At 40.4% G+C, this 19,896-nt stretch carries 22 protein-coding genes and 3 tRNA genes; 18 read left to right on the forward strand and 7 right to left on the reverse strand.

Going from position 1 to position 19,896, the window contains the following annotated elements:
* Nucleotides 1-15: 15 nt before the first annotated feature.
* Both M9899_01430 and M9899_01435 read right to left on the reverse strand, forming a co-directional pair.
* Complete coding sequence (locus tag M9899_01430) at nt 16-654, reverse strand: hypothetical protein (GenBank protein MCO5112817.1); 639 nt, start codon at nt 652-654, stop codon at nt 16-18.
* 102 nt (nt 655-756) lie between these two features.
* Nucleotides 757-1,887, reverse strand: a complete 1,131-nt coding sequence (locus tag M9899_01435) for a hypothetical protein (GenBank protein MCO5112818.1) — start codon at nt 1,885-1,887, stop codon at nt 757-759.
* A 225-nt stretch (nt 1,888-2,112) separates the two neighbouring features.
* On the opposite strand from M9899_01435, the gene M9899_01440 reads away from it, so the two are divergent.
* Both M9899_01440 and M9899_01445 read left to right on the forward strand, forming a co-directional pair.
* Nucleotides 2,113-2,340: a hypothetical protein gene (locus M9899_01440; GenBank protein ID MCO5112819.1), complete on the forward strand. Its 228-nt coding sequence runs from the start codon at nt 2,113-2,115 to the stop codon at nt 2,338-2,340.
* Between the two features lie 131 nt (nt 2,341-2,471).
* Complete coding sequence (locus tag M9899_01445) at nt 2,472-3,083, forward strand: glycoside hydrolase family 55 protein (protein ID MCO5112820.1); 612 nt, start codon at nt 2,472-2,474, stop codon at nt 3,081-3,083.
* Between the two features lie 82 nt (nt 3,084-3,165).
* On the opposite strand, the gene M9899_01450 is transcribed toward M9899_01445, so the two are convergent.
* Both M9899_01450 and M9899_01455 read right to left on the reverse strand, forming a co-directional pair.
* Nucleotides 3,166-3,651, reverse strand: coding sequence for a hypothetical protein (locus tag M9899_01450; GenBank protein ID MCO5112821.1), 486 nt, complete (start codon nt 3,649-3,651; stop codon nt 3,166-3,168).
* A 117-nt stretch (nt 3,652-3,768) separates the two neighbouring features.
* Nucleotides 3,769-4,515 (reverse strand): hypothetical protein, encoded by a 747-nt coding sequence (locus M9899_01455; GenBank protein MCO5112822.1) that lies wholly within the window; start codon nt 4,513-4,515, stop codon nt 3,769-3,771.
* A 274-nt stretch (nt 4,516-4,789) separates the two neighbouring features.
* On the opposite strand from M9899_01455, the gene M9899_01460 reads away from it, so the two are divergent.
* Nucleotides 4,790-5,587 (forward strand): LysM peptidoglycan-binding domain-containing protein, encoded by a 798-nt coding sequence (locus M9899_01460; GenBank protein ID MCO5112823.1) that lies wholly within the window; start codon nt 4,790-4,792, stop codon nt 5,585-5,587.
* A gap of 145 nt (nt 5,588-5,732) precedes the next feature.
* Here the strand turns inward: M9899_01460 and M9899_01465 are convergent.
* Nucleotides 5,733-5,824: transfer RNA gene (locus M9899_01465), tRNA-Ser, on the reverse strand.
* Between the two features lie 78 nt (nt 5,825-5,902).
* Nucleotides 5,903-6,580 (reverse strand): D-sedoheptulose 7-phosphate isomerase, encoded by a 678-nt coding sequence (gmhA, locus tag M9899_01470; GenBank protein ID MCO5112824.1) that lies wholly within the window; start codon nt 6,578-6,580, stop codon nt 5,903-5,905.
* A gap of 8 nt (nt 6,581-6,588) precedes the next feature.
* Between gmhA and M9899_01475 the strand changes: the two genes are divergently transcribed.
* The 15 genes from M9899_01475 to M9899_01545 all read left to right on the forward strand — a co-directional run bounded on the left by M9899_01475 (nt 6,589) and on the right by M9899_01545 (nt 19,488).
* Nucleotides 6,589-6,665: transfer RNA gene (locus tag M9899_01475), tRNA-Arg, on the forward strand.
* A gap of 44 nt (nt 6,666-6,709) precedes the next feature.
* Nucleotides 6,710-7,069: a DUF1304 domain-containing protein gene (locus tag M9899_01480; protein ID MCO5112825.1), complete on the forward strand. Its 360-nt coding sequence runs from the start codon at nt 6,710-6,712 to the stop codon at nt 7,067-7,069.
* A 154-nt stretch (nt 7,070-7,223) separates the two neighbouring features.
* Nucleotides 7,224-8,216, forward strand: a complete 993-nt coding sequence (locus M9899_01485) for an extracellular solute-binding protein (GenBank protein MCO5112826.1) — start codon at nt 7,224-7,226, stop codon at nt 8,214-8,216.
* A gap of 23 nt (nt 8,217-8,239) precedes the next feature.
* Nucleotides 8,240-9,469 carry an imelysin family protein gene (locus tag M9899_01490; GenBank protein ID MCO5112827.1) on the forward strand — a complete coding sequence of 410 codons (1,230 nt, stop codon included), beginning with the start codon at nt 8,240-8,242 and terminating at the stop codon, nt 9,467-9,469.
* A gap of 9 nt (nt 9,470-9,478) precedes the next feature.
* Nucleotides 9,479-11,698: a TonB-dependent receptor gene (locus M9899_01495; protein ID MCO5112828.1), complete on the forward strand. Its 2,220-nt coding sequence runs from the start codon at nt 9,479-9,481 to the stop codon at nt 11,696-11,698.
* A gap of 67 nt (nt 11,699-11,765) precedes the next feature.
* The gene (locus tag M9899_01500; protein MCO5112829.1) at nt 11,766-12,722 is read left to right on the forward strand and encodes a sterol desaturase family protein; all 957 of its coding nucleotides are present in this window, start codon (nt 11,766-11,768) and stop codon (nt 12,720-12,722) included.
* Between the two features lie 65 nt (nt 12,723-12,787).
* Entirely contained in the window at nt 12,788-13,513 is a 726-nt protein-coding gene (locus M9899_01505) for a hypothetical protein (protein ID MCO5112830.1), read from the forward strand.
* Nucleotides 13,500-13,808, forward strand: a complete 309-nt coding sequence (locus M9899_01510) for a hypothetical protein (GenBank protein ID MCO5112831.1) — start codon at nt 13,500-13,502, stop codon at nt 13,806-13,808. The genes M9899_01505 and M9899_01510 overlap by 14 nt, the downstream gene beginning before the upstream one ends.
* Nucleotides 13,809-13,902: 94 nt before the next feature.
* A complete protein-coding gene (locus M9899_01515; GenBank protein MCO5112832.1) occupies nt 13,903-14,292 on the forward strand; it encodes a hypothetical protein in 390 nt (129 codons plus the stop codon).
* A 197-nt stretch (nt 14,293-14,489) separates the two neighbouring features.
* A tRNA-Asn gene (locus tag M9899_01520) sits at nt 14,490-14,565 on the forward strand.
* A gap of 239 nt (nt 14,566-14,804) precedes the next feature.
* Nucleotides 14,805-15,143: a hypothetical protein gene (locus M9899_01525; GenBank protein MCO5112833.1), complete on the forward strand. Its 339-nt coding sequence runs from the start codon at nt 14,805-14,807 to the stop codon at nt 15,141-15,143.
* A gap of 83 nt (nt 15,144-15,226) precedes the next feature.
* On the forward strand, nt 15,227-16,495 hold the full coding sequence (rmuC, locus tag M9899_01530; protein MCO5112834.1) for a DNA recombination protein RmuC: 1,269 nt from the start codon (nt 15,227-15,229) through the stop codon (nt 16,493-16,495).
* A 361-nt stretch (nt 16,496-16,856) separates the two neighbouring features.
* Nucleotides 16,857-17,156, forward strand: a complete 300-nt coding sequence (locus M9899_01535; GenBank protein ID MCO5112835.1) for a co-chaperone GroES — start codon at nt 16,857-16,859, stop codon at nt 17,154-17,156.
* 32 nt (nt 17,157-17,188) lie between these two features.
* Nucleotides 17,189-18,829, forward strand: coding sequence for a chaperonin GroEL (gene groL, locus M9899_01540; protein ID MCO5112836.1), 1,641 nt, complete (start codon nt 17,189-17,191; stop codon nt 18,827-18,829).
* Nucleotides 18,830-18,990: 161 nt separating this feature from the next.
* Complete coding sequence (locus M9899_01545; GenBank protein MCO5112837.1) at nt 18,991-19,488, forward strand: hypothetical protein; 498 nt, start codon at nt 18,991-18,993, stop codon at nt 19,486-19,488.
* Here M9899_01545 and M9899_01550 read toward each other — a convergent pair.
* A complete protein-coding gene (locus M9899_01550; protein MCO5112838.1) occupies nt 19,485-19,715 on the reverse strand; it encodes a hypothetical protein in 231 nt (76 codons plus the stop codon). The two genes, M9899_01545 and M9899_01550, sit on opposite strands and share 4 nt — an antisense overlap.
* Between the last annotated feature and the right edge of the window lie 181 nt (nt 19,716-19,896).

The following is a 19,896-nucleotide window of genomic DNA, read 5'->3' on the forward strand; positions in this document are numbered from 1 at the left end:
TCAACCTCTCGTATTTTATTTCTTAAATTGTTTCATCAAAGGTGCATCAAAAAAAGATCTTAACTCTGGACACACTTCATAGTCGGGTGAGTAGTTAGAGCAAGAGTTCTTCGCCTTTGTGGTTCCAGACTTAAAGCATACATGAATATGATTGTGATGGCCACCCGCATATCCAGAATGCCCTTCTTTTCTTAAAACAGGATCATTAAACAAGATATTAGTACCACCTAGTTCTTTTAACAATTTTAGAAGTTCACGCGTCTTGGCTCGGTCATAAGAGTCCGCGTTATAATCAAGAGGACCAACTCCACTTTTTCTCATTGGTCTGATATCGACGCATTCCCCATCAGTATGGGATTTGTGACCATCAAATTTTCTATGCGTTCTATGAGAGATATCCCCAGTACTTAGGCGACAGCCATTGCTATTCCCGCCATCTTTACAATGATACTTCTTCCAAGTTTGTGTCAGCCTTGCAATTACACATGCGGTGAGAGGCTTAGCGTAGGTCTGAATTTCATCAGAAGCTCCTACCTTTGGATTGTCTTCAGTGGCGTAGTGGTAGCTTCCGCAGAAACCGCGTCTATCGTTGTGCATGCGTATTAAACCTCTGTTGGTTTCATATTTTACTGGTTTAGGCATTGTCCTGATCATTTCAAAAAGTCTTTGATGAGATTCGCGTTCTTCTTCTGTAAAACGTTGTGTGTACCAGTCGTTATTATTTTAAAGAACACTGTCGCCATCGCCAACACCAAGTTAATCAGAGTCGGCCGAGGTGATCACTGATCCGCCACTTTGACCGCCAGCAAGGTGATATGTGGGATTTACAGTGGTTTGCTGTTCATCAATCCAGCCGACAAACTCACCATCAGTATCATCACTGAATTCGACTTCAACAAAACACTTTTTACTGTCTCGATCACACTTACGATTTCCAGTGGCGATCAGTTCTGACCCTGAATTTAAAGGTTTCACACCATCCATAGGCTCAGAAGCGAGGAAAGGTTGAGTTTTAGGAATAAGAGCATCAATCCCTCTTAGGATATTGATCTGCTCACCTGCTTTGGGAATATTTGGATTATCTATATTAAACTCTTCTGCTGCAATTGGAGCTGCAGGAGTGGACTTTTCAGAAGCGCCTACAGAGGTATCAACAGCAGGTGTTCCTCTGGTGGTATCGTCTCCTGTGTAAACCACACCTCCAGAGGCAGCGGGTTTGATCACTTGATCATAATTGATGATCGCTTCGGGACTGATCCATGCGTCTACAGATTCACTGCGACCTCGAGAGTTCAGATAGTTGTATTGCACACTGACCAGACCATCGGCATTGACGATGGGTGTGTTAGGAGCCGAAAGTTTAACTTGAACATTCTGTTTACTGGCATCAATACCAAAAGTACTTCCTATACGGTCACCGTTTGCGTTTCTAATATTGTAGTTAGATTTTAGGGCAAGTTGGTTTGTCAGAGTACCTGGTTCACTTAATCTTGGAGCATCACCACTTAAATTATCAACTCCTTCTGCATCGGCCTCTTCAGTTGTAGGATGTGGTTCATCTACATTTGACTGTTGCACAGGTGCCGTGGTTTCGGCATCCACAGACACATATCGCCACTTACCGTTGATAAGAATGCGATGATAATATCTGTCTTTAATACAAGTATAAGTTCTATCTTTTGTTGATCCTGTTGAGTAGTCACGTTTTCCAAGCTTTCCATTTTTTAAGATATAATAAATCTTAAATCCAGATTTAATATTACAAGTGGTTCTATTTGAGGCATCAGCAGGGCTTGAATCCAGAAAAGTTAACGTAGCAGTCACACACACTATAAAGATGAATGACCAAACCATATTACTTATGCTTTTAAAGGCTTCGTGTTTCATGCTTAGTCTTAAGCAATGAGTGGACCAATTTTGTCACTGTTTAAAAATCAATAATATCAATAGGTTAACCATATTTTAAAATTCTGACTATGTTTAAAGTTTGGACAGGACCTTAAAACTTTATCGTTTTACGACGTGTTTTATAATGAGACACTACGTATAAGGGTGACTTGACTGGCAGGGCTTTATAAATCCAAAACAGAACAAGTTTGAGGTGACAACATTATGGATAAAAAGAAATTGATAGGCAGTCCAAGTGCAAATTTCCGAAGTGTAACTGATCTGATGCAAACGTCGGTTTTAAATAAAGAGGAAAAATTAGCTGCTCTCTACAACTGGAAGTCCATGTGTGAATTGCAAAAAGCATCCACATCTGAAGGAATGGGTGGTGAGCGCACAACGCCCATCGCAGATGTTCTTAAAGCCATTCGAGAGTTAGAGAATCAAAATTAAAGAGTTTTTTAAATAAAAGGCACATCCCGTTTTATTGAATGAATCTGGGAGAACAACGTCAGTGAAGCTTGGTCAAATGTATGAACTATCCGATAAGACAAAAGCAACTCAAGGATTATAAGGTAGACTATATGAAATTTTTTTTAGTATTACTTTGCGTATTTGTATTTGCGGCCGAGGCGAATTCACAGATCACTAGAGATGAAATCTTAGACCCAGAAATCCCGTTATTAGAGTTTAGTGTTAAAAAATGGGGGGCTACTGGTGATGGTGAAACAGATGATTATGCTAGCATCCAAACGGCCATCAAGGCCCAAGAATCTTCGGGCAAAGTGATTTTGTATTTCCCTCCTGGAAGATATAAAGTCAGCCAAACTATAAGAGTGTCTGCACCCAAAGAAAGTTTTCATAAATTTAAATTTTTAATTCAAGGCGCAGGAGTTCGCGCAACCGAAGTTTTTGTGACCGACAAGAATAAGGATACTTTTTATATTGAGGGAAGAAGCGATAAGGACTATGCACAAGGTCTTTTTTCAGATTTAACATTAGGACCAGAACGAAGTAAGGAGGACTTGGGTTGGCCCTTACAGGTTAAAAAAGTACAAAAGTCAGTGTTTAAAAAATTTGCAACCAAAGGCAGTAAATGTAGTGTTCGCAATACTGGAGAAGGCGGGGGCAACTCATTTAACTTTGATCCAGGACGAGTAGGAAAAAGTGCACGCTCTGGCTGCTTAGAGTTTTAATCCTGTTCTTGTATATCAGGTGACACGAAACAATGTTCAAAGGCCCATCAAAAAATGCAGGGCCTTTCATGACTCAGAAACTCTATTTCACAATATATTTGCAGGAATAATAAGGATCATCCTGCCAGTTGATGAGTGCTTGAGTTGTTACAATTTTTGATTGCTTATCATATAAAAATTCACTCACAGGCTCTGTAGAGTAGGGGTCGCAGTTCCAACGAAAGACCTCTCTGGTGCATGAGCGAGCTTCTGCTTTTATGGAGTACTGGTCTTCAACAAGATCAGAGGCATAACATCTAATTCCCCCAAAGATGTAACTAGAGTTTAGATCTCTACATACGGTTCCTTGATTTAACTCCCCAATGCGGAATTGATAGAAGCCACCAGTCTCTGTAGGTGTTGTAGCTGTCAACGTGAGTTCTTCGTTAGTGATGTTTAACGTTACATCTTGAGGGCAGTCCCAACTGTCAGGACCAGCTAGTTTTTGAACTAAACTCAGCTCAAGTGCATGGGCAGTTGAAAATGAAAATAGTGAGACAGAAAGAAATAACCATAAAAATTTAAACATATAAACCCCTTTAAGCCCACAAAGGCTTCCTTGAGCCTTCATACTATTAAAGAGTTTCTATTTTCAATTTTATTTTCTCAATAAAGAGGATTTGACGCAAGAATAACAAAGTGATCTTTATCTGGGTCTAATGTTGGGATCAAAAGGTGGTCTTACGGGTTCTAGAACTTCATGGGCGGGAATAAGGTCTGAGATCATTCCAGATTTTTCGTCGACCAATCGTTGTCCCGTAATCCAAAAATAACCTGGGGTTGTAAAAACCCCATCTTCCCATTTTTGTTCGATCCATTCTTCCGAAACACCTGCACGAATAAAGAGTTTAAGATAGTCCCGAGTTCGACTTTCATTGGGAATATTCGTAAAGGCGTTGGGGACCACTCCGTGTAACATAAAGACAGAAACCGCACCTGCTGTACGTTTTTGACCTTGTAAAAACAGTGGCACACACATGCTGCCACATGTCTCTCCATTAAGGACGGTGCTATCAAACTGGTAGCCGTTTAATTTAAGTTCATCAATCGCTTCAATGATTTTTAATCCTTCTTGTACAGAGCCCCCGCTTCTTGAGTTGAGTTTAAATAGAATGCGATGAGGAGCAGGAGGTAATGTGGATGCGATCTCTATAAATTTATCTGCCATAGGTGGAGCGATAAAGCCCTGCAAGTCGATATGAGTTTCAGAGGAATCTTTCATCTCGACTAATTTGGATTTGATTGTACCTGTTTCAGGTAGAAATAAAGCATAGGATTCAGGGCTTGTCAGTAAGAAGGCCCCAGTTACAAATAGTGCGGATAAGAATTTATAAGTGCCGTTTTGTGGCCCTTGAAAGCATCTAGAAATGTTATAGCGTGGGGAACGTCTCATAGGCTCTGTAAACAGCAAATATTAAGCCGAGTTTGAAAAGCGGACCCTCAAGTTTCTTAGTTCACCTAATCCATAATTTGGCTATCAAACTCTGATTAAGATTTGGATTGCAGAACGTCTAGAGAAGTAAACTGCTTAGACCTATACCTTGATCCAGTTTGTATTTTTAAAATACATACCTTTGGATAGATCACTTATTTAACAGAAGGGATTTCAGTCCTGTATTTGGGTTCAGGCATTGTTCCATCTGGTAAAATCACAGATAATAAGAATTATGAAAGCAACGAGAAACATTTTAAATGTTATTGTTTTATCTTTAGCATTTTCCAGTTTTGTAGCATGTACATCTGCACCAAAGAAGTCCGAAGTGGCAGCCACTCCTAATGACAGCTATTTTAATACAGACACTAGTGAAAGTTATTCAGACAGTGATGCCTTCGATGCAGAAAGTGACGATTCATATAGTAATGCCGAAGAATCTGGAGACACTTCAGCATACACATCTTATGAAACTTCTGATGTTGATTTGCCAGAAAGCCTTCCAACAAAAGAGGAAGAAGTTTCATCTTCTGCTTATCAAAGCCCAGACGAAAGCCTAAGTGCGAGTTCCTATAATCATAATAATATGGGTGCCACAACCACTTATAAGGTGAAGCGTGGTGATACATTGATGAAGATTGCTTTTGAATTTTATGGTGACTATTCAAAATGGAGAAATATTTATAATACCAATCGTGCGTTAATTGGGACTCCTGAGACTATGCCTACTGGGATCACCCTAACAATCAATGATGTTAAAAATGATGTGCAAGTGGCTCGTAACGGAAACGCTTATGTGATTCAGCCCGAGGACACCCTTAAATCTATTTCTATGGACCTTTATGGAACAACAGCAAAGTGGCAAAGCCTATGGCACAACAATCCCCAGCTGATCAAAGATCCTAATAGAATCTACCATGGGTTTACGATGTACTATGTTCCTGATCACAAGACTCGTCAGCTCTCAACGGAACATTACGAAGAGCCAGCTTCTGAACAGACTCAAGAAAGTGAAAGTAACTATTACGAGTAAAAAGTGCTGCGGCACCTTTGTAATGCCCGCATAAACTTTGGCTAAAATTTTAAAAGATTCCATCTAAGTGAGCCAAACTCTGCCTTCAGTATACTGGTCTGAATTCGGAATACAGTTAACGGTATTCTGGGTGCTGTATTTTTAGTGGCGGAAGGGGGGGGATTCGAACCCCCGGTACGGTGTTACCCGTACGACAGATTAGCAATCTGCTGGTTTAAGCCACTCACCCACCCTTCCACTTTGAGAAGAAAAAGTAATATCTCATACTTGGCTTAAAGTCTTTTGTCTCAAATTCAATATATAAAATCAATGACCTTATTCGTAATTTTCGGGAAAAAAGTGGCGCTCCACAACTTCGATGACGGTGTGAATAATTTTGATATGCACTTCCTGAATGCGTCCTGAGTCATTTGCAGGCACGATAATGGCAAGGTCCGCAAGGTCTTTGGCTTGCCCCCCATCTTTGCCTAATAAAGCGACAGTTTTGATGTTGCATTTCCGAGCCACACGCAGAGCCTCTAGTATATTTGCCGAATTTCCACTTGTAGAGAGGCCCAAGAACAGATCGCCCTCTCGGCCAAGCCCCTCAAGCTGACGTGAAAAGATAAAATTAAAGCCATAATCGTTAGAGACACAGGTCACATGACTTGGGTCTCCCAAAGCTAGGGCCCCTAAGGGTCTGCGGTCTTTTTTGTATCGCCCTGTGAGCTCTTCAGCGAAGTGCATGGCATCACAATGACTGCCCCCATTTCCTGCTGAAAAGACCTTGCCCCCATTGGTGTAGGTCTGAATGAGTAACTCCGCAAAGCTCTGGCACTTTTCAAACTGTTGGGGGTCACCCATAAACGCACTTAAGGTCTCTTGGGCGGCATTGAAGCTTTGTTTCCATACGTCAATCATGGGCTTAAAATATTCAAGATTGGCGGATTTTACAATAGCAAAGTCTTTAGCTTGCATTTTACTAGGTTTTTTTGATAAACCTTGATCTTCCAATCTTTTGCGCGCTCGTAGCTCAGTTGGATAGAGTACTTGACTACGAATCAAGTGGTCGGAGGTTCGAATCCTTCCGAGCGCGCCATTTTCAGCTCGATCCATTTCAGCCAGTGTACAGAAAGGGGAGGAATGGCCTTAATCAAAGACACATTATTAGTATTGATCGCATTACAACATTTAGGGTTTTTATACTTAGAGATGTTTTTATGGACCAAACCTTTTGGCCGTAAAGTCTTTAGGCAGACCGAAGAGCAAGCAGAGCAAAGCAAAGTACTTGCGGCCAATCAAGGGCTTTACAATGGGTTTTTAGCTGCGGGGTTAATTTGGTCGACCTATGCTGATCCGACATATTCACACAAACTAGCTATTTTCTTTTTAAGTTGTGTTGCTGTTGCGGCTCTATATGGAGGTTATTCCGTAGGGCGTAAGATACTTATGATTCAAGGTGGACCTGCTTTAGTTGCATTGCTGATGTGGCTATTTTTATAAATTTAAATTTCTTACGAAGAGCGTTAAACAGTTTCTTGTCAGTGCATGATCAACTCACTTTCAACTTGAAAGATTGTTTCAATAAAAATGGAATTCTCTAGACCTGCTTGGTGATTTTGAATAGGAGTAAATCACCAAATCAATAGGGGGTTCTATGAAAGGTATTTTAATTATACTTGCGTCTCTTTTAGTAGCAAAAGCATCATTTGCAGAATTAGTAGTTTATGCCGACAGAAATCTTCAACTATTTGTTGAAGCTGCTAACGAATTTAAAGCCCAAACAGGCGAAGAAGTGGTGTTTGTGGGTGGTAATGACTATTTCGCACTCAGAGATCAACATATCGCTGCAACGGCTCAAGGTGTTGTGGGTGATCTATTCATTACAAAAGACATCATGTTCTTTAGCGATTTAAAAGCTAATAACTTAACACAAGCGTTCCCAGTTAGTTTAGATATCAGCAAGGTGATTCCTTCACTTCAAGATACAGACAGAAACTATGTGGCTCTTACATACAGATCAAGATCTGTAGCGTTTTCGCCAGAGGCTTTGGATAGATCTGAATTGACAACTTACGAAGATCTTGCGGATCCAAAATGGCAAGGACGTCTTTGCTTAAGAAAAGGTTTCCACAGTTACAATATCTCATTGGTGTCTTACCTTTTAGATAAGCATGGTAAAGACAAGACAACTCAAATCTTAGAAGGCTGGCTAAATAATTTAGCAGCTCCTATTTTTTCAAATGACAATGCTATTTTAAATGCAATTGCCAATGGTACTTGTGATCTAGGGATTGTAAATCACTACTATCTTGCAGGAGCCATTGCGCCAAACCCTGGCTTTCCAGTGGAAATGGCCTTCTTAGAGCAAGGTACTGGCGGCGTGCACACCAACGGAATGGGTGTAGCTTTACTTAAAACATCTACACAACAAGAATTGGCAGCGCAATTTGTGCAAATCTTATTACAAGAAAAGCACCAGCTCGCTATTTCTGGATCACACTTTGATTTCCCTGTTTTACAAGGTTTAAATGCAAACACATTTGTAGACACTTGGGGTCCATTTGAAATGACCACAGTTCCTTGGTCTACAATTGGTAACAATATCACTACTGCCATCGAAGTGATGACAGAAGTTGGATATAACTAAATCCTAAATGTATTGAGGACAAAATGGTTCAATTAAGATTAGTATTTTTGATGGGCGCGCTATTTGTAACAATGGCGGCCCTAACTGGTACAAGATACCAACAGTTGGTGAGTCAGCTGGGCGAAGGTGAATTCAGCAAAGAGAAACTTGTTCTGAATGTTGCTCTGAATGTGGTTTACCCAAATGTACAGGCTTTTTACTCTGAAACCGAAAGCTTAAGTCAAACGATCAAGGGTTATTGTGGGGAGTTAAAGGCTGATCCTACGACAGCAAATTTGCAAGCCGTTCAAGAGCAATGGAAGAAGGCTATGCTTGTGTATCACAAGCTTGATGCAGTTGCTTTTGGTCCGTTAATAGATAACGGCAAATTTTTAGCTGACAATATTTATTCTTGGCCATTGATGAACACCTGTGGTGTAGATAGAGCCGTCGAGGAATTAGATCGAACTGGAAAGTACAACCCACAAACTATTTTTACATCAAAGGGACTTACATCGCTTGAGTATATGTTTTTTGAAGAGACCTATTCTTCTGAGTGTAACCTTACAAGCTCTAGAAATAAAAATGTGGTGGAGTGGCTTAAAAAACCAGCTGTGGAAAGACAAGTGGATCGTTGTGCGTATGCTGAAATCATCTCTGATGAGTTGGTGGGAACAGCACACAAACTCTTGGAAGCTTGGGATGAGGCCAGTGGGAACTATCCACAACGATTGGTGGATGGCACACAAAAGATTGATGCGGTTATAAACCAAATCAGTGATGGTCTATTTTCTATTGAAAGCCTTAAAGACTTTAGATTAGCAAAGATCATTGGACTTCACAAAGAGTGCATCAGCCCCAATAAAATTTGTCCTGAACTGGCGGAACACCAGTGGTCAGGAATGTCTTTTGAGGCCATGGAGGCCCAAGCGTTGGGATACAAAGAAGTTTTCTTTGGTTCATTAGATCCACAAGTAAAAGCCTTTGGGTTTGATGACTATTTAACAGTTGTAGGACATGGCAAGGTGGCACAAGAGGTCTTATTCTACGTCGATAAGGTGTTAGCAGACATTGCAACACTAAAAACACAAGGTTCCCTTCCTGAGCTGATCCATCAGCAAGGATATAAGTCTTGTGCTGGCGAAGAAGGAACAAGTGGGACCTTGTGTGCTCTTTTTCATAATGTTCGTGGAATCACGACTTTAATGAAGACAGATGTGATCATTGCATTGTCTCTTCAAGCACCACCCACGTTCCAAGGGGACAACGACTAGGTCAGGTTAATGAAAAAGTATTTTGGAAATATTACTATTGTGGGGCTGTTATTTATAATGACAGCCCCTGTTTTTTCTTTAGCACAGGATAGGGTGAATTCTGCTTCATCTGCACAGACTGAAAAATTAGATGATATTGTGGTTTTTGGCACAAGCATGGGCCAAGTCGAAGAGGCCTTTAATCCCAAAAAAATCTCAAATGAGGTGATAGAGTCCTTTCAATTCACTGACGTCAACCGTGCACTTAAGCACACTTCAGGTGTATATATTAGAGAGGAAGAGGGACTAGGTTTGCGCCCTAACATTGGGCTGCGTGGGACAAATCCTGATCGTTCAAAAAAAGTGGTCATTTTGGAAGATGATATTTTAATTGGACCAGCTCCGTACTCTGCTCCAGCCGCTTACTACGTCCCAGACATGAATAATATTTATAGTTTAGAAGTTTGGAAAGGGTTCTCTGCCATTCATATTGGGCCAAATTCTATCGGGGGGGCGGTCAACTATGTCACCATTCCTATCAGCAACACGCAGGGCGGGGAGCTTAAAGCCACTGGCGGGTCTTTTAATACTCTGAACACAAAACTTAATTACTCTGCGCCTACAAGTTTTGGTGGATACCTCATTCAAGGTGCGTACTTGCGAAGCGATGGTTTTAAAAAGATTGATGGTGGGGGCAATGCGGGTTTCGAAAAGATTGATCTTTCTGGAAAATTAAAGTGGGACTTATTTTCTGCCAAAGGTTACGAGCATTATCTACAAGTCCATCTTGGTTATTCTTATGAAGACTCCAACGAAACCTATGTTGGGCTTTCCCGTACAGATTTTAATGCAAGTCCTTTTAGAAGATATTCATCCACGGCTTTAGATGAGATGCTTTGGAATCATCAAAAATACCAATTGCATCATGTAATGCAATTAAGTGACGTGGCAATTTTAAAGACCTCACTTTATCGCAATGACTTTCACCGCAAATGGTATCGCGCAGACCGTTTTAGAGGGGGACAGGATTTCAGAAGCCTACTTGCAAATCCATCGAGTGCTCCACTTTTTTATGAAGTTTTAACTGGAGCAAGAGACACTGAAGATCTTGGTCCCGATGCCGAAATTGTCATTGCTGGCAATGATCGACGATTCTATAGCCAAGGGATACAAACAAATTTCTCTTCAGAATATCAAGTTAATAACTATAAAATCTCACCAGAAATTTTTGTAAGGTTTCACCAAGATCAGATTAAGAGAGACCACACTTCAGATCGTTATGAAATGTTTGACGGTAAATTAGAAAGAACAATGACGCCTACTCAGACAGACGCTTTAGAGAGTCAAACCTCTCAAGCCTTCACTTTATCTGCACGATCCAGCATTGAGTTTGGCAAATGGAATGTGACTCCAGTTTTAAGATATGAATGGGTAGGGATGGATTTGGATGACACGCTCACGCCCAGCCGCAATGCCAAAAGAAGTGATAATATTTTTATCCCAGGTTTATCGACACTTTACCGATGGCACCCTATGTTTTCAACAGCGATAAGCTACAACCGTGCGGCAACGTTATCGGGCATTTCTGTGGCAGGAACAGAAGTTAAAGAAGAGGCAGATAATTTTGAAGCTCAGCTTAAGTACAGAGATGCTAAACGTTTTATTGAAGCTGATCTGACGGGTTTTTTCACCCACTATCAGAATATCACAGGGACATGTACGGTATCGTCAGGATGTACGGGGACGCCTCTGGGAGTGGCATTCAATGGAGGTAAGGCCAGCATTTTTGGTATTGAAGCCAGTGCCACAAAGGGCTTTATATTTGAGTCTTTTTATTTACCTTTACAGGCAAACCTAACCCTTCTTTCAGCTGCGTTTGATTCACAGTTCAATTCTACAAATCATGAATGGGGAATAGGCACGGTGTCTAAGGGAGATCCTTTGCCTTACGTTCCTGAAGCCCAGATGTCGTTGACCGTAGGTGTAGAGACCAAACTCACTAAAAATTATTTGTCTGTAACCTATCAATCTTTTATGTACGATCAGTCTATTGATAATACAGATCGTATTAAAATCCCAGCCTATACGGTGGTGGATTTCTCTGGCCGTTATATCTTTAGTGAGAATTGGGATATGACCTATAAAGTGGATAACGTGTTAGCCGCAGAATATATGGTGGCGGCTAGACCCGCAGGATTCAGATCAGGTAAAAGACAGTCTTTTCATTTGGGTGTCACTCACAAGTTTTAAGCTCAGTCGGTAAAGATTAGGTGGTAAAATAGGGCCCAATCCGCTATGTATGCTCTAGGTAGAGGCTATGGGCGAGATTTCATTTGATATCAAAAAATGGTTAGACCTGGTTTTGGCTCCTGTGGATGAGCCAGGCTCACGCCTTTTTCATTGGAACATTTTAGTCGCATTTTTATTGATTGTGGTGTGGGTGATTTTCACCTATGGCTTTAAAAACACACCATCTCAGGTTTCACGTTTGGTTTTTAGAAAGAAATATTGGTGGAATAGATCAACAAAGTTTGATTACTATATCTATTTTATGAACTCTTTATTTAAAGTAGCTTTGTTCATTCCTTTTCTGGATTTTAGCTTCTGGATTGCCAAGAACTTAGCTAAGCTTCTAAATACAAATTTTCCTGACCATGCTTCAGCAGCCATTACTCCGTTGCCTCTATTTGTTTTTACAGTAGTTGCGTTTATATGGGATGATTTTTTAAGATTTTTCCATCACATGATCATGCACAAAGTACCACTCCTATGGAAGTTTCACTCTGTGCACCATTCGGCAAAGATTCTCACACCCGTTACGTTGTATAGGGCTCATCCTGTGGAATCTGCTATTGCCACCTTGAGGAACAGCTTAAGTCTGGGTGTGGTTACAGGTCTTTTTGTATTTTGGTTTTCAAGGCCTTTAACACTGTGGACCTTGTTGGGTGTGAATATTTTCGGGTTTCTTTTTAATTTACTTGGCGCCAACCTAAGGCATAGCCACATACCTATAGGATTTGGTAAGTGGATTGAGACAGTGTTTATCAGTCCAAGGCAGCACCAGATCCATCATTCTTCTGCTCTAGAGCATAGAGATAAAAACTTTGGTGTGTCTTTGTCCATTTGGGATAAAATCTTTGGTTCATGGGTCTCTTCATCTGAGATTAAAAATAGAAAACTTCAGTTTGGTCTTGGCGATCGTCAAAGTCGAAGCTTTTGGTCAGAAATGGGTTTTGTGGATAAGAGACAGAGTCCAAAGGTACCTAAAGGATGATTTAGTAAAAAGAGACTTTACCTCTTAAGAAACTTAAGAAAAAATAAGAGATAAGGGGCAGATGTGTGGGCAGTCGTATCAGATTACATTGGGTTTTAATAGGGTTAGTTGTAGTTTTATTTCTTTCTGCGATAGCTTTAAAGATTTTCAAAAATCGTCTTGATGCTCAAAACACTTTTCACTCCGAACGGACACAAGAGCAAATTATAAAAGAGCTGTCACAATCTGTTCCCGAACGCCTAGAGCGTGAAGGTAAGGGTTATCTGCTTTCTAAAAATGAAGGCACGGCATACCTCAGTATTTTCAAAAAAGAAGCTGAAATGGAATTATGGCTTCCCCAGCAAGAACAAAGGACGCGGTTGAAGTTTCTGTTTCGGAGTGAGGGTCATGGATTACGAATGAAAGTTACAGATTCTTCCTTTCCTGAGGGTATTTATAAAGTTCAGAATGTAGGTTGGGATAGAGATGCGGGTTATTTTATTCAGTTAGATTATCCTTCTGCACAGGCCTTAAAAGATCAGAAGATCAAAGCTGAAACTTTTAGATACGATGCCATTCTGATCACTAAAACCCCTATTTTTTATTCTTTTATACTTTTAGATGACGAGACACTTGAAACCCTTGTGTATTTACTGCTGAAATGGGGTTATGATGACGTACGGGTAGCTTCATTTCCGAGTCGTCCTCCACTTAAAATGGCTATTGATGGAACGATGACATTGGCAGAAATATATACAGAATTGACCGAGCTTTATGGTCAAATGACAGGAGAGTTGCATGGATCCCAATAGAGAGCACCTCAAAAAAATAGTAGATAAGCATCACCGTGATTTTAGTTTTTGGGCGTGGGTTTTGCGAGTGATCACTTTGTGTTTAGCTTTTGGCTCTATCATTTATTATTTAGCAAACAACAATGGCCCACACGATCCCTATGAGGAATCAAGTCTTATTGAAGAGGTGTTCTTTGGAGATGAAGACGATGAGGAGAATGCCAGAGCAGAAGATAAAGGCTCGCAGCATAACGAGGGCACCGACAAGGAAAAAAGGCCAGATATGCAAATCCCAGTTTTTAGAAGTGGTGAGTAATCTTCAGACTTAAATCATAGACTAGATTCTGAAGTCTATGTTCATATTCAGAGTGTGTGTGGCAAGATTGCAGTGAGGGGACGATAAGCCCCCTTTGGTTAAATCACTTTGTGGCTTGAGGAGTGGCGGAAGTTTTCTCTGCTGCTTTAGTTTTGCAACACTCATTTTTCTCACCACCAGGTTTCTTAGTCTTACAGCATTCTTTCTTGTCGCCATCAGGCTTTTTGGTTTTACAACAATCTTTTTTTTCGCTGTCAGCTCTTTTTGTCTTACAACACTCTTTCTTTTCACCTTCGGACTTTTTGGTTTTGCAGCACTCTTTTTTGTCATGCTTATGGTCTTTGTCATGGCTGTGGTCGCAGGCTTCCCCATCTTTATGATGATGGTGGTGATCGTGGCCTTCATGGGCATGGTGATCTTTCTTGGTCTTGCAGCATTCTTTTTTGCCATGGGCAGAGGCCTTGGACGAGGAACCTCCATGTGAGCATGCGCTCAATCCTAGACAGAAAAATAGGGTTATTAACGCAACGAACAAGCCCTCTCGTCTTAGTTGAATCATTTTCGAGTCCTTTCTTTTGTGTAAGTGCTGTTTTTTTAGTCTTTTTATAAAATAAAGCCCAGGCCTTAATTTGTCCATGTGATTGACACAATTCTAGTCTTCATCTAAAAATAAGGCTTCGTTCAGATGTAGCTCAGTCGGTAGAGCAGGTGACTGTTAATCACCCTGTCGGGGGTTCGAATCCCTCCATCTGAGCCATTTTGCATCATTTTTCTACAGACCAAACTAAGAATAATAAAACATTTTGATCTATGTTAAAAAGAGTCTACGATGGGGCGCTAAGTGCTGTGCATTTAGGCACGCTCAAAAAGTGTAGATGCTGTCCCTTCTGTAATAAGATGTAAACGAAGTGTCAGGAAGAACAAACTACATGTGCTTAAGTTGTATTGAAACTGGTGATTTACATTAGAGTTTTAGGATAAGAAGTGGGGGAAGACATGAAATATTTTATTTTAACACTGTTCACACTGGTGGGGTTTAACGCTCATGCTGGAAAGATCAACTGTTTTGCAGATAATGGCTCTTGGACAGAAGTGGGCTTTGACGAAGACAATGAGATTGAATATGCCGTGATGCAAATCGGTCTTACAGATATGCAGATCATCAGAAAACCTGCTGTGGACATTTTAGAAGTCACACCCCAAGGCCATGCTTTAAAGATCGATTTTTTTATTTTGCTAGATGAAACCGAAGAGATCGTTCTGATTATTGATGGGGACTACTACATGGACAAGTCGGGAATTTATAAGGTCACGTCCTGTATATATGTAGATTAAAGAGGAACTCTTTTGAGAGCGCGCGCTGGTGCTAGCACGAAAGATAAATAAATGTTTAAATTTAGGGATGTTTTAAGGTGAGTATGACAATAAGTGCATTTGTTCCTATTCTGTTAGTTGCGGTTTTTCTGTTGGGGTTAGTCATAGGCTACCTGCTTTCTAGGCTCAAATTTTATAAGAGCACGCAGGAAATAGACAAACTGAAATCAGAACTAGCACAATCACAATTTGCTCACGAGTTCTTGCAGAATGAGCTGTCTGAAAAAAAACAACTGGTACTAGATATCAAGCGTGAACTTGAAGATAGCTTTAGAACCACTTCGGCAGAAATATTAGAAGAAAAATCAAAGAAGCTATTAGAAATGGCTCAATTGAGCTTTAAGAATGAAGTGGCCTCGCAAGATAAAGTGACAGAGCGAAGGGAACAGCATCTGCAAAAAGAGTTCAAAGATCTTTTTGCTCAAATACAGACTTATCAAAATAAACTTAATGAGTTTGAAAAAGAAAGAGAAAAGACTCTGGGTCTTGTCGAAGGGCAATTAAAGTACGTTGCTGAGACAGGAACCTATCTAAGCCAACAGACTCAATCCTTAAAAGAAGCTCTGACTAAACCCAACATTCGTGGACGCTGGGGAGAGCTGCAACTTAAAAACTGTGTTGAATTTGCAGGGATGTCAGAGTTTTGTGACTTTTCTACGCAAGAAGAATTCATTGAAGATGACAAGTCTCTAAAACCAGATTTGATTGTAAGGCTTCCATCAGGAAAAAGAATCATTGTGGATTCTAAAACACCGATGGACTCTTATTTGAAATCTGTTGACGAAAACAATGAAGATCTTAAAAAACAGCATATCAAAGATCATGCACAACGGCTCAAAACACATATTCGCGAATTAGGTTCGAAAAAATATTTTGAAGCTGTAGGTTTTGAAAGTTTAGATCAAGTGATTATGTTTTTACCTAATGAATCTTTTTTGTATGCCGCACTAGAAGCTGATAAAGAGATCATAGAGTACGCTCTTAAAAACAAAGTTTTGATTACCACACCACCTACGTTTATTGCCCTACTTCGAGCCATACACATGGGTTGGGGTGAGCATAAGGTGTCTCAAAATGTTCGTCAGATTTATAATCAATCCAAAGAGCTACAAAAAAGACTGCAAACATTTACCGAAACCTTTTTAAAAATTGAAGATCATCTACAAAAAAGTTTAGACACCTTTAAAAAAGCTAGAAATTCATTTGAAAGCCGAGTGCTAGTACAGGCTCGAAAGATCGAAAGTTTAGACCAAGGCATGGGCGAGCTGGTGTTAGACAGCGAGGATACGGTGACCTCTCCTCTCGAGAGTTAAGAAAGGCTTTTGCGACCTGCGCGGAGCGAAGAGATAGGAGCAACACGCGGCCCAAGTTCCCTTTAGGGTCTGGTTTCCCCCGACCCTCGCAATGCCTAGATAGGAGCGGCTTTCAAGGGGTCTTTAATCTGTAAGGCAGCACCCCGATAATGCGACGCAATATACATGGTGTAAGCAGTAGAAAAATCAAGAGAAACACGGGCCTAGGTTTGAGTCAGTGTGAGCCCTTTTGATGGGCCGTAGTTTTTATAGAAAAATTTTCTGGGCTTACTTGACTCTCATGACACAGGCTCCATATTGACCACATAAAAATAAAAAAATTTAGCCATTATAATGAGTTATTAAAATAGGAGGTCTATTCATGGCAAAGGCAGTTAATGTTCGCCCGCTCAACGATCGTATTTTGGTCAAAAGAACAGAGCAAGAAGATAAAACAGCTGGTGGTCTAATCATCCCTGATTCTGCAAAAGAAAAACAATCCAAAGGTGAGGTCGTTGCGGTGGGAGTCGGTCGCGTTACAGATGATGGAAAGACAATTCCATTAGAAGTTAAAGTGGGCGATAAGATTCTTTTTGGTACTTACGCTGGTACAGAACTTAAGATAGATGGTGTTGAATATCTAATGATGAGAGAAAACGAAGTTTTCGGTGTGATCAACTAATTAAAAAATTAAAATACGTTTAGGAGTATTAAATGAGCAAGGAATTACAATTCAGTGAAGACGCTAGAAAATCTATTTTAAAAGGCGTAAACACTTTAGCAAATGCTGTGAAAGTAACACTTGGACCCAAAGGTCGTAACGTTGTTATTGATAAATCTTTTGGCGCGCCTCTTATCACTAAAGACGGTGTGACTGTAGCCAAAGAGATTGAACTGGAAGATAAATTTGAAAACATGGGCGCACAGATGGTGAAAGAAGTGGCCGCTAAAACTAATGATGATGCTGGTGACGGAACAACTTCTGCTACAGTATTGGCTCAATCTTTATTCCGCGAAGGCGCAAAGATTGTGAGCGCGGGCCACAACCCGATGGCGATCAAAAAAGGTATGGACAAAGCTGTTGAGGCTGTTGTTGCTGAACTTAAAAAGATCGCTAAGCCTGTTAAAGATTCTAAAGAGATTGCTCAAGTGGGCGCTATCTCTGCAAACAATGATAAAGAAATCGGTGAGATGATTGCACAAGCCATGGATAAAGTGGGCAAAGAAGGTGTGATCACAGTGGAAGAATCTAAAACAGCGCAAACAGAATTAGAAGTTGTAGAAGGTATGCAATTTGACCGTGGTTATTTGTCTCCTTACTTCATCACTAATGCAGAAAGAATGGAAACAGAACTTGATAGTCCCTACATTCTTTTATTTGATAAAAAAATCAGTGTGATGAAAGACCTAATTGGTGTTTTAGAAGGTGTTGCTAAACAAGGCCGTCCTTTATTGATCATTGCAGAAGATGTTGATGGTGAAGCTCTTGCAACTCTTGTTGTGAATAAACTTAGAGGTAACCTCCAAGTTTGTGCAGTTAAGGCTCCTGGTTTTGGTGATAGAAGAAAAGCCATGTTAGACGACATCGCGGTATTAACAGGCGCAACATTGATCAGTGAAGACACTGGCCGCAAACTTGAGCAAGCTACATTAGAGGATCTTGGTCATGCTAAGCGAATCGTTGTGGATAAAGACAATACAACTGTTGTAGATGGTGCGGGTGCAAAAGCGGATATCGAAGCTCGTTGCGGTCAAATTCGTGCGCAGATTGATGAAACATCTTCTGAATATGACAAAGAAAAACTAAAAGAAAGATTAGCTAAACTTTCTGGTGGTGTAGCCGTGATCCACGTGGGTGCTCCTTCTGAAATTGAAATGAAAGAAAAGAAAGCTCGTGTAGAAGATGCTTTAAATGCAACTCGTGCGGCAGTAGAAGAAGGTATTGTTCCTGGTGGTGGTACTGCACTTCTTAGAGCAGGCAAAGCGATTGAAAGCTTAAAGCTTTCTGAACAAGAGCAGTTTGGTGCAAGAATTGTGGCAGAAGCATGCCAATCTCCTATTAAACAGATTGCCTTTAATGCAGGTTTAGATGGTTCCATCGTTTTAGACCGTGTTATCAATGGCAAAGGTGATAACTGGGGCTTTAATGCTTACTCTGAAGAGTACGAAGATCTTATTGCAGCAGGTGTAATTGATCCTGTTAAGGTTGTAAGATGCGCACTACAAAACGCAACTTCTGTGGCGTCCTTAATGTTGACGACAGAAACCATGATCGCAGATGCCCCTAAAAAGGATGATGGCGGTGGCCATTCTCATGGAATGGGCGGCGGCATGGGTGGAATGCCTATGATGTAATGTCCTTTTATAGCGGTAAATTTGGTTTGCCGTATTTGAGTGACATAGAGAGCCCAGACACAAAGTCTGGGCTTTTTTTATACCTAAGTCCAATCAAGAAAGATCCGACAGATCTACTTTTTAAAACTGACACCTGTTAATATGAAAAAAGGTGGTGTGTTATGAGCGTGACATGGTTTATGATCAAAAGCATCTTTGTGACCTTTGTGATCATTTCGATTTTACAGTTGCGAATAGGTAAAGAAAATAGAACCCTGGAAGTTCATTTTACAAGTTGGATGAAGTCTTTGTCGGCATCGCGTAGAATTCAAAATATTGCTGAAGGGGGCCAGATGCTCACTTCTGACATTATTAAAGAATTCACAACAGAGGATGGCTCTCGGGTGATCATCACTCGTCCTGTAGTTCAGCAACATTTGAAGGCGGAAGGCGAACGAGTAAAGCAGGTTTTACTTAAAGATAATTCCAGTGTCGCACGCTTTTTACAGGGTCTAAAATTAGAAGTGGGTGATTTGACAACAGAGGCCCAAGAAAAACTCAAAGAGGAATTGCGCAAAGAGACTTTAAATACGTTGAAAGAAAATAAAAAAGGCCTTAGCTCTGAAGCCAAGGCTTTGAACAATGGTAAGTCTCAACCAAAGAGAGAGGAACTAAATTAAGAACCTTTCTTTTGAGAATAATCTGCACCTCTAGCGCCATCAGGTGATTCTTTTACTTTTCCTGCACAAGACGGATATAGAGAAGAGAAATTAAAGTTACAAGTAGAAACGCTGACATGGCGATCTTGTTTAGCTTGCTTGTCGCAATTAGGTGTATTTGCTGTTAAGGCAGCAAAAGAAATTTGGCTACTAAATAAGATAGCAACTGTAATAGTGATAAGTTTCATTTTAAACCCCCATTGTTAGCATTTGTGTTGCGAGAGTTATGCCACATATTTTGTCGTCTAGTGCTGTTAAAATCGTTTTTAAACCTCTTTTAAGCAGCAAACTTGTTAATGGTCTTTGATGCTGTCAAAAATATTAACATACAATACTATCGGCAAATCAGGATGTGTGCTTTAAGATAAA

Source organism: Pseudobdellovibrionaceae bacterium, from assembly GCA_023954155.1.
Classification (GTDB): Bacteria; Bdellovibrionota; Bdellovibrionia; order Bdellovibrionales; family UBA1609; genus JAMLIO01.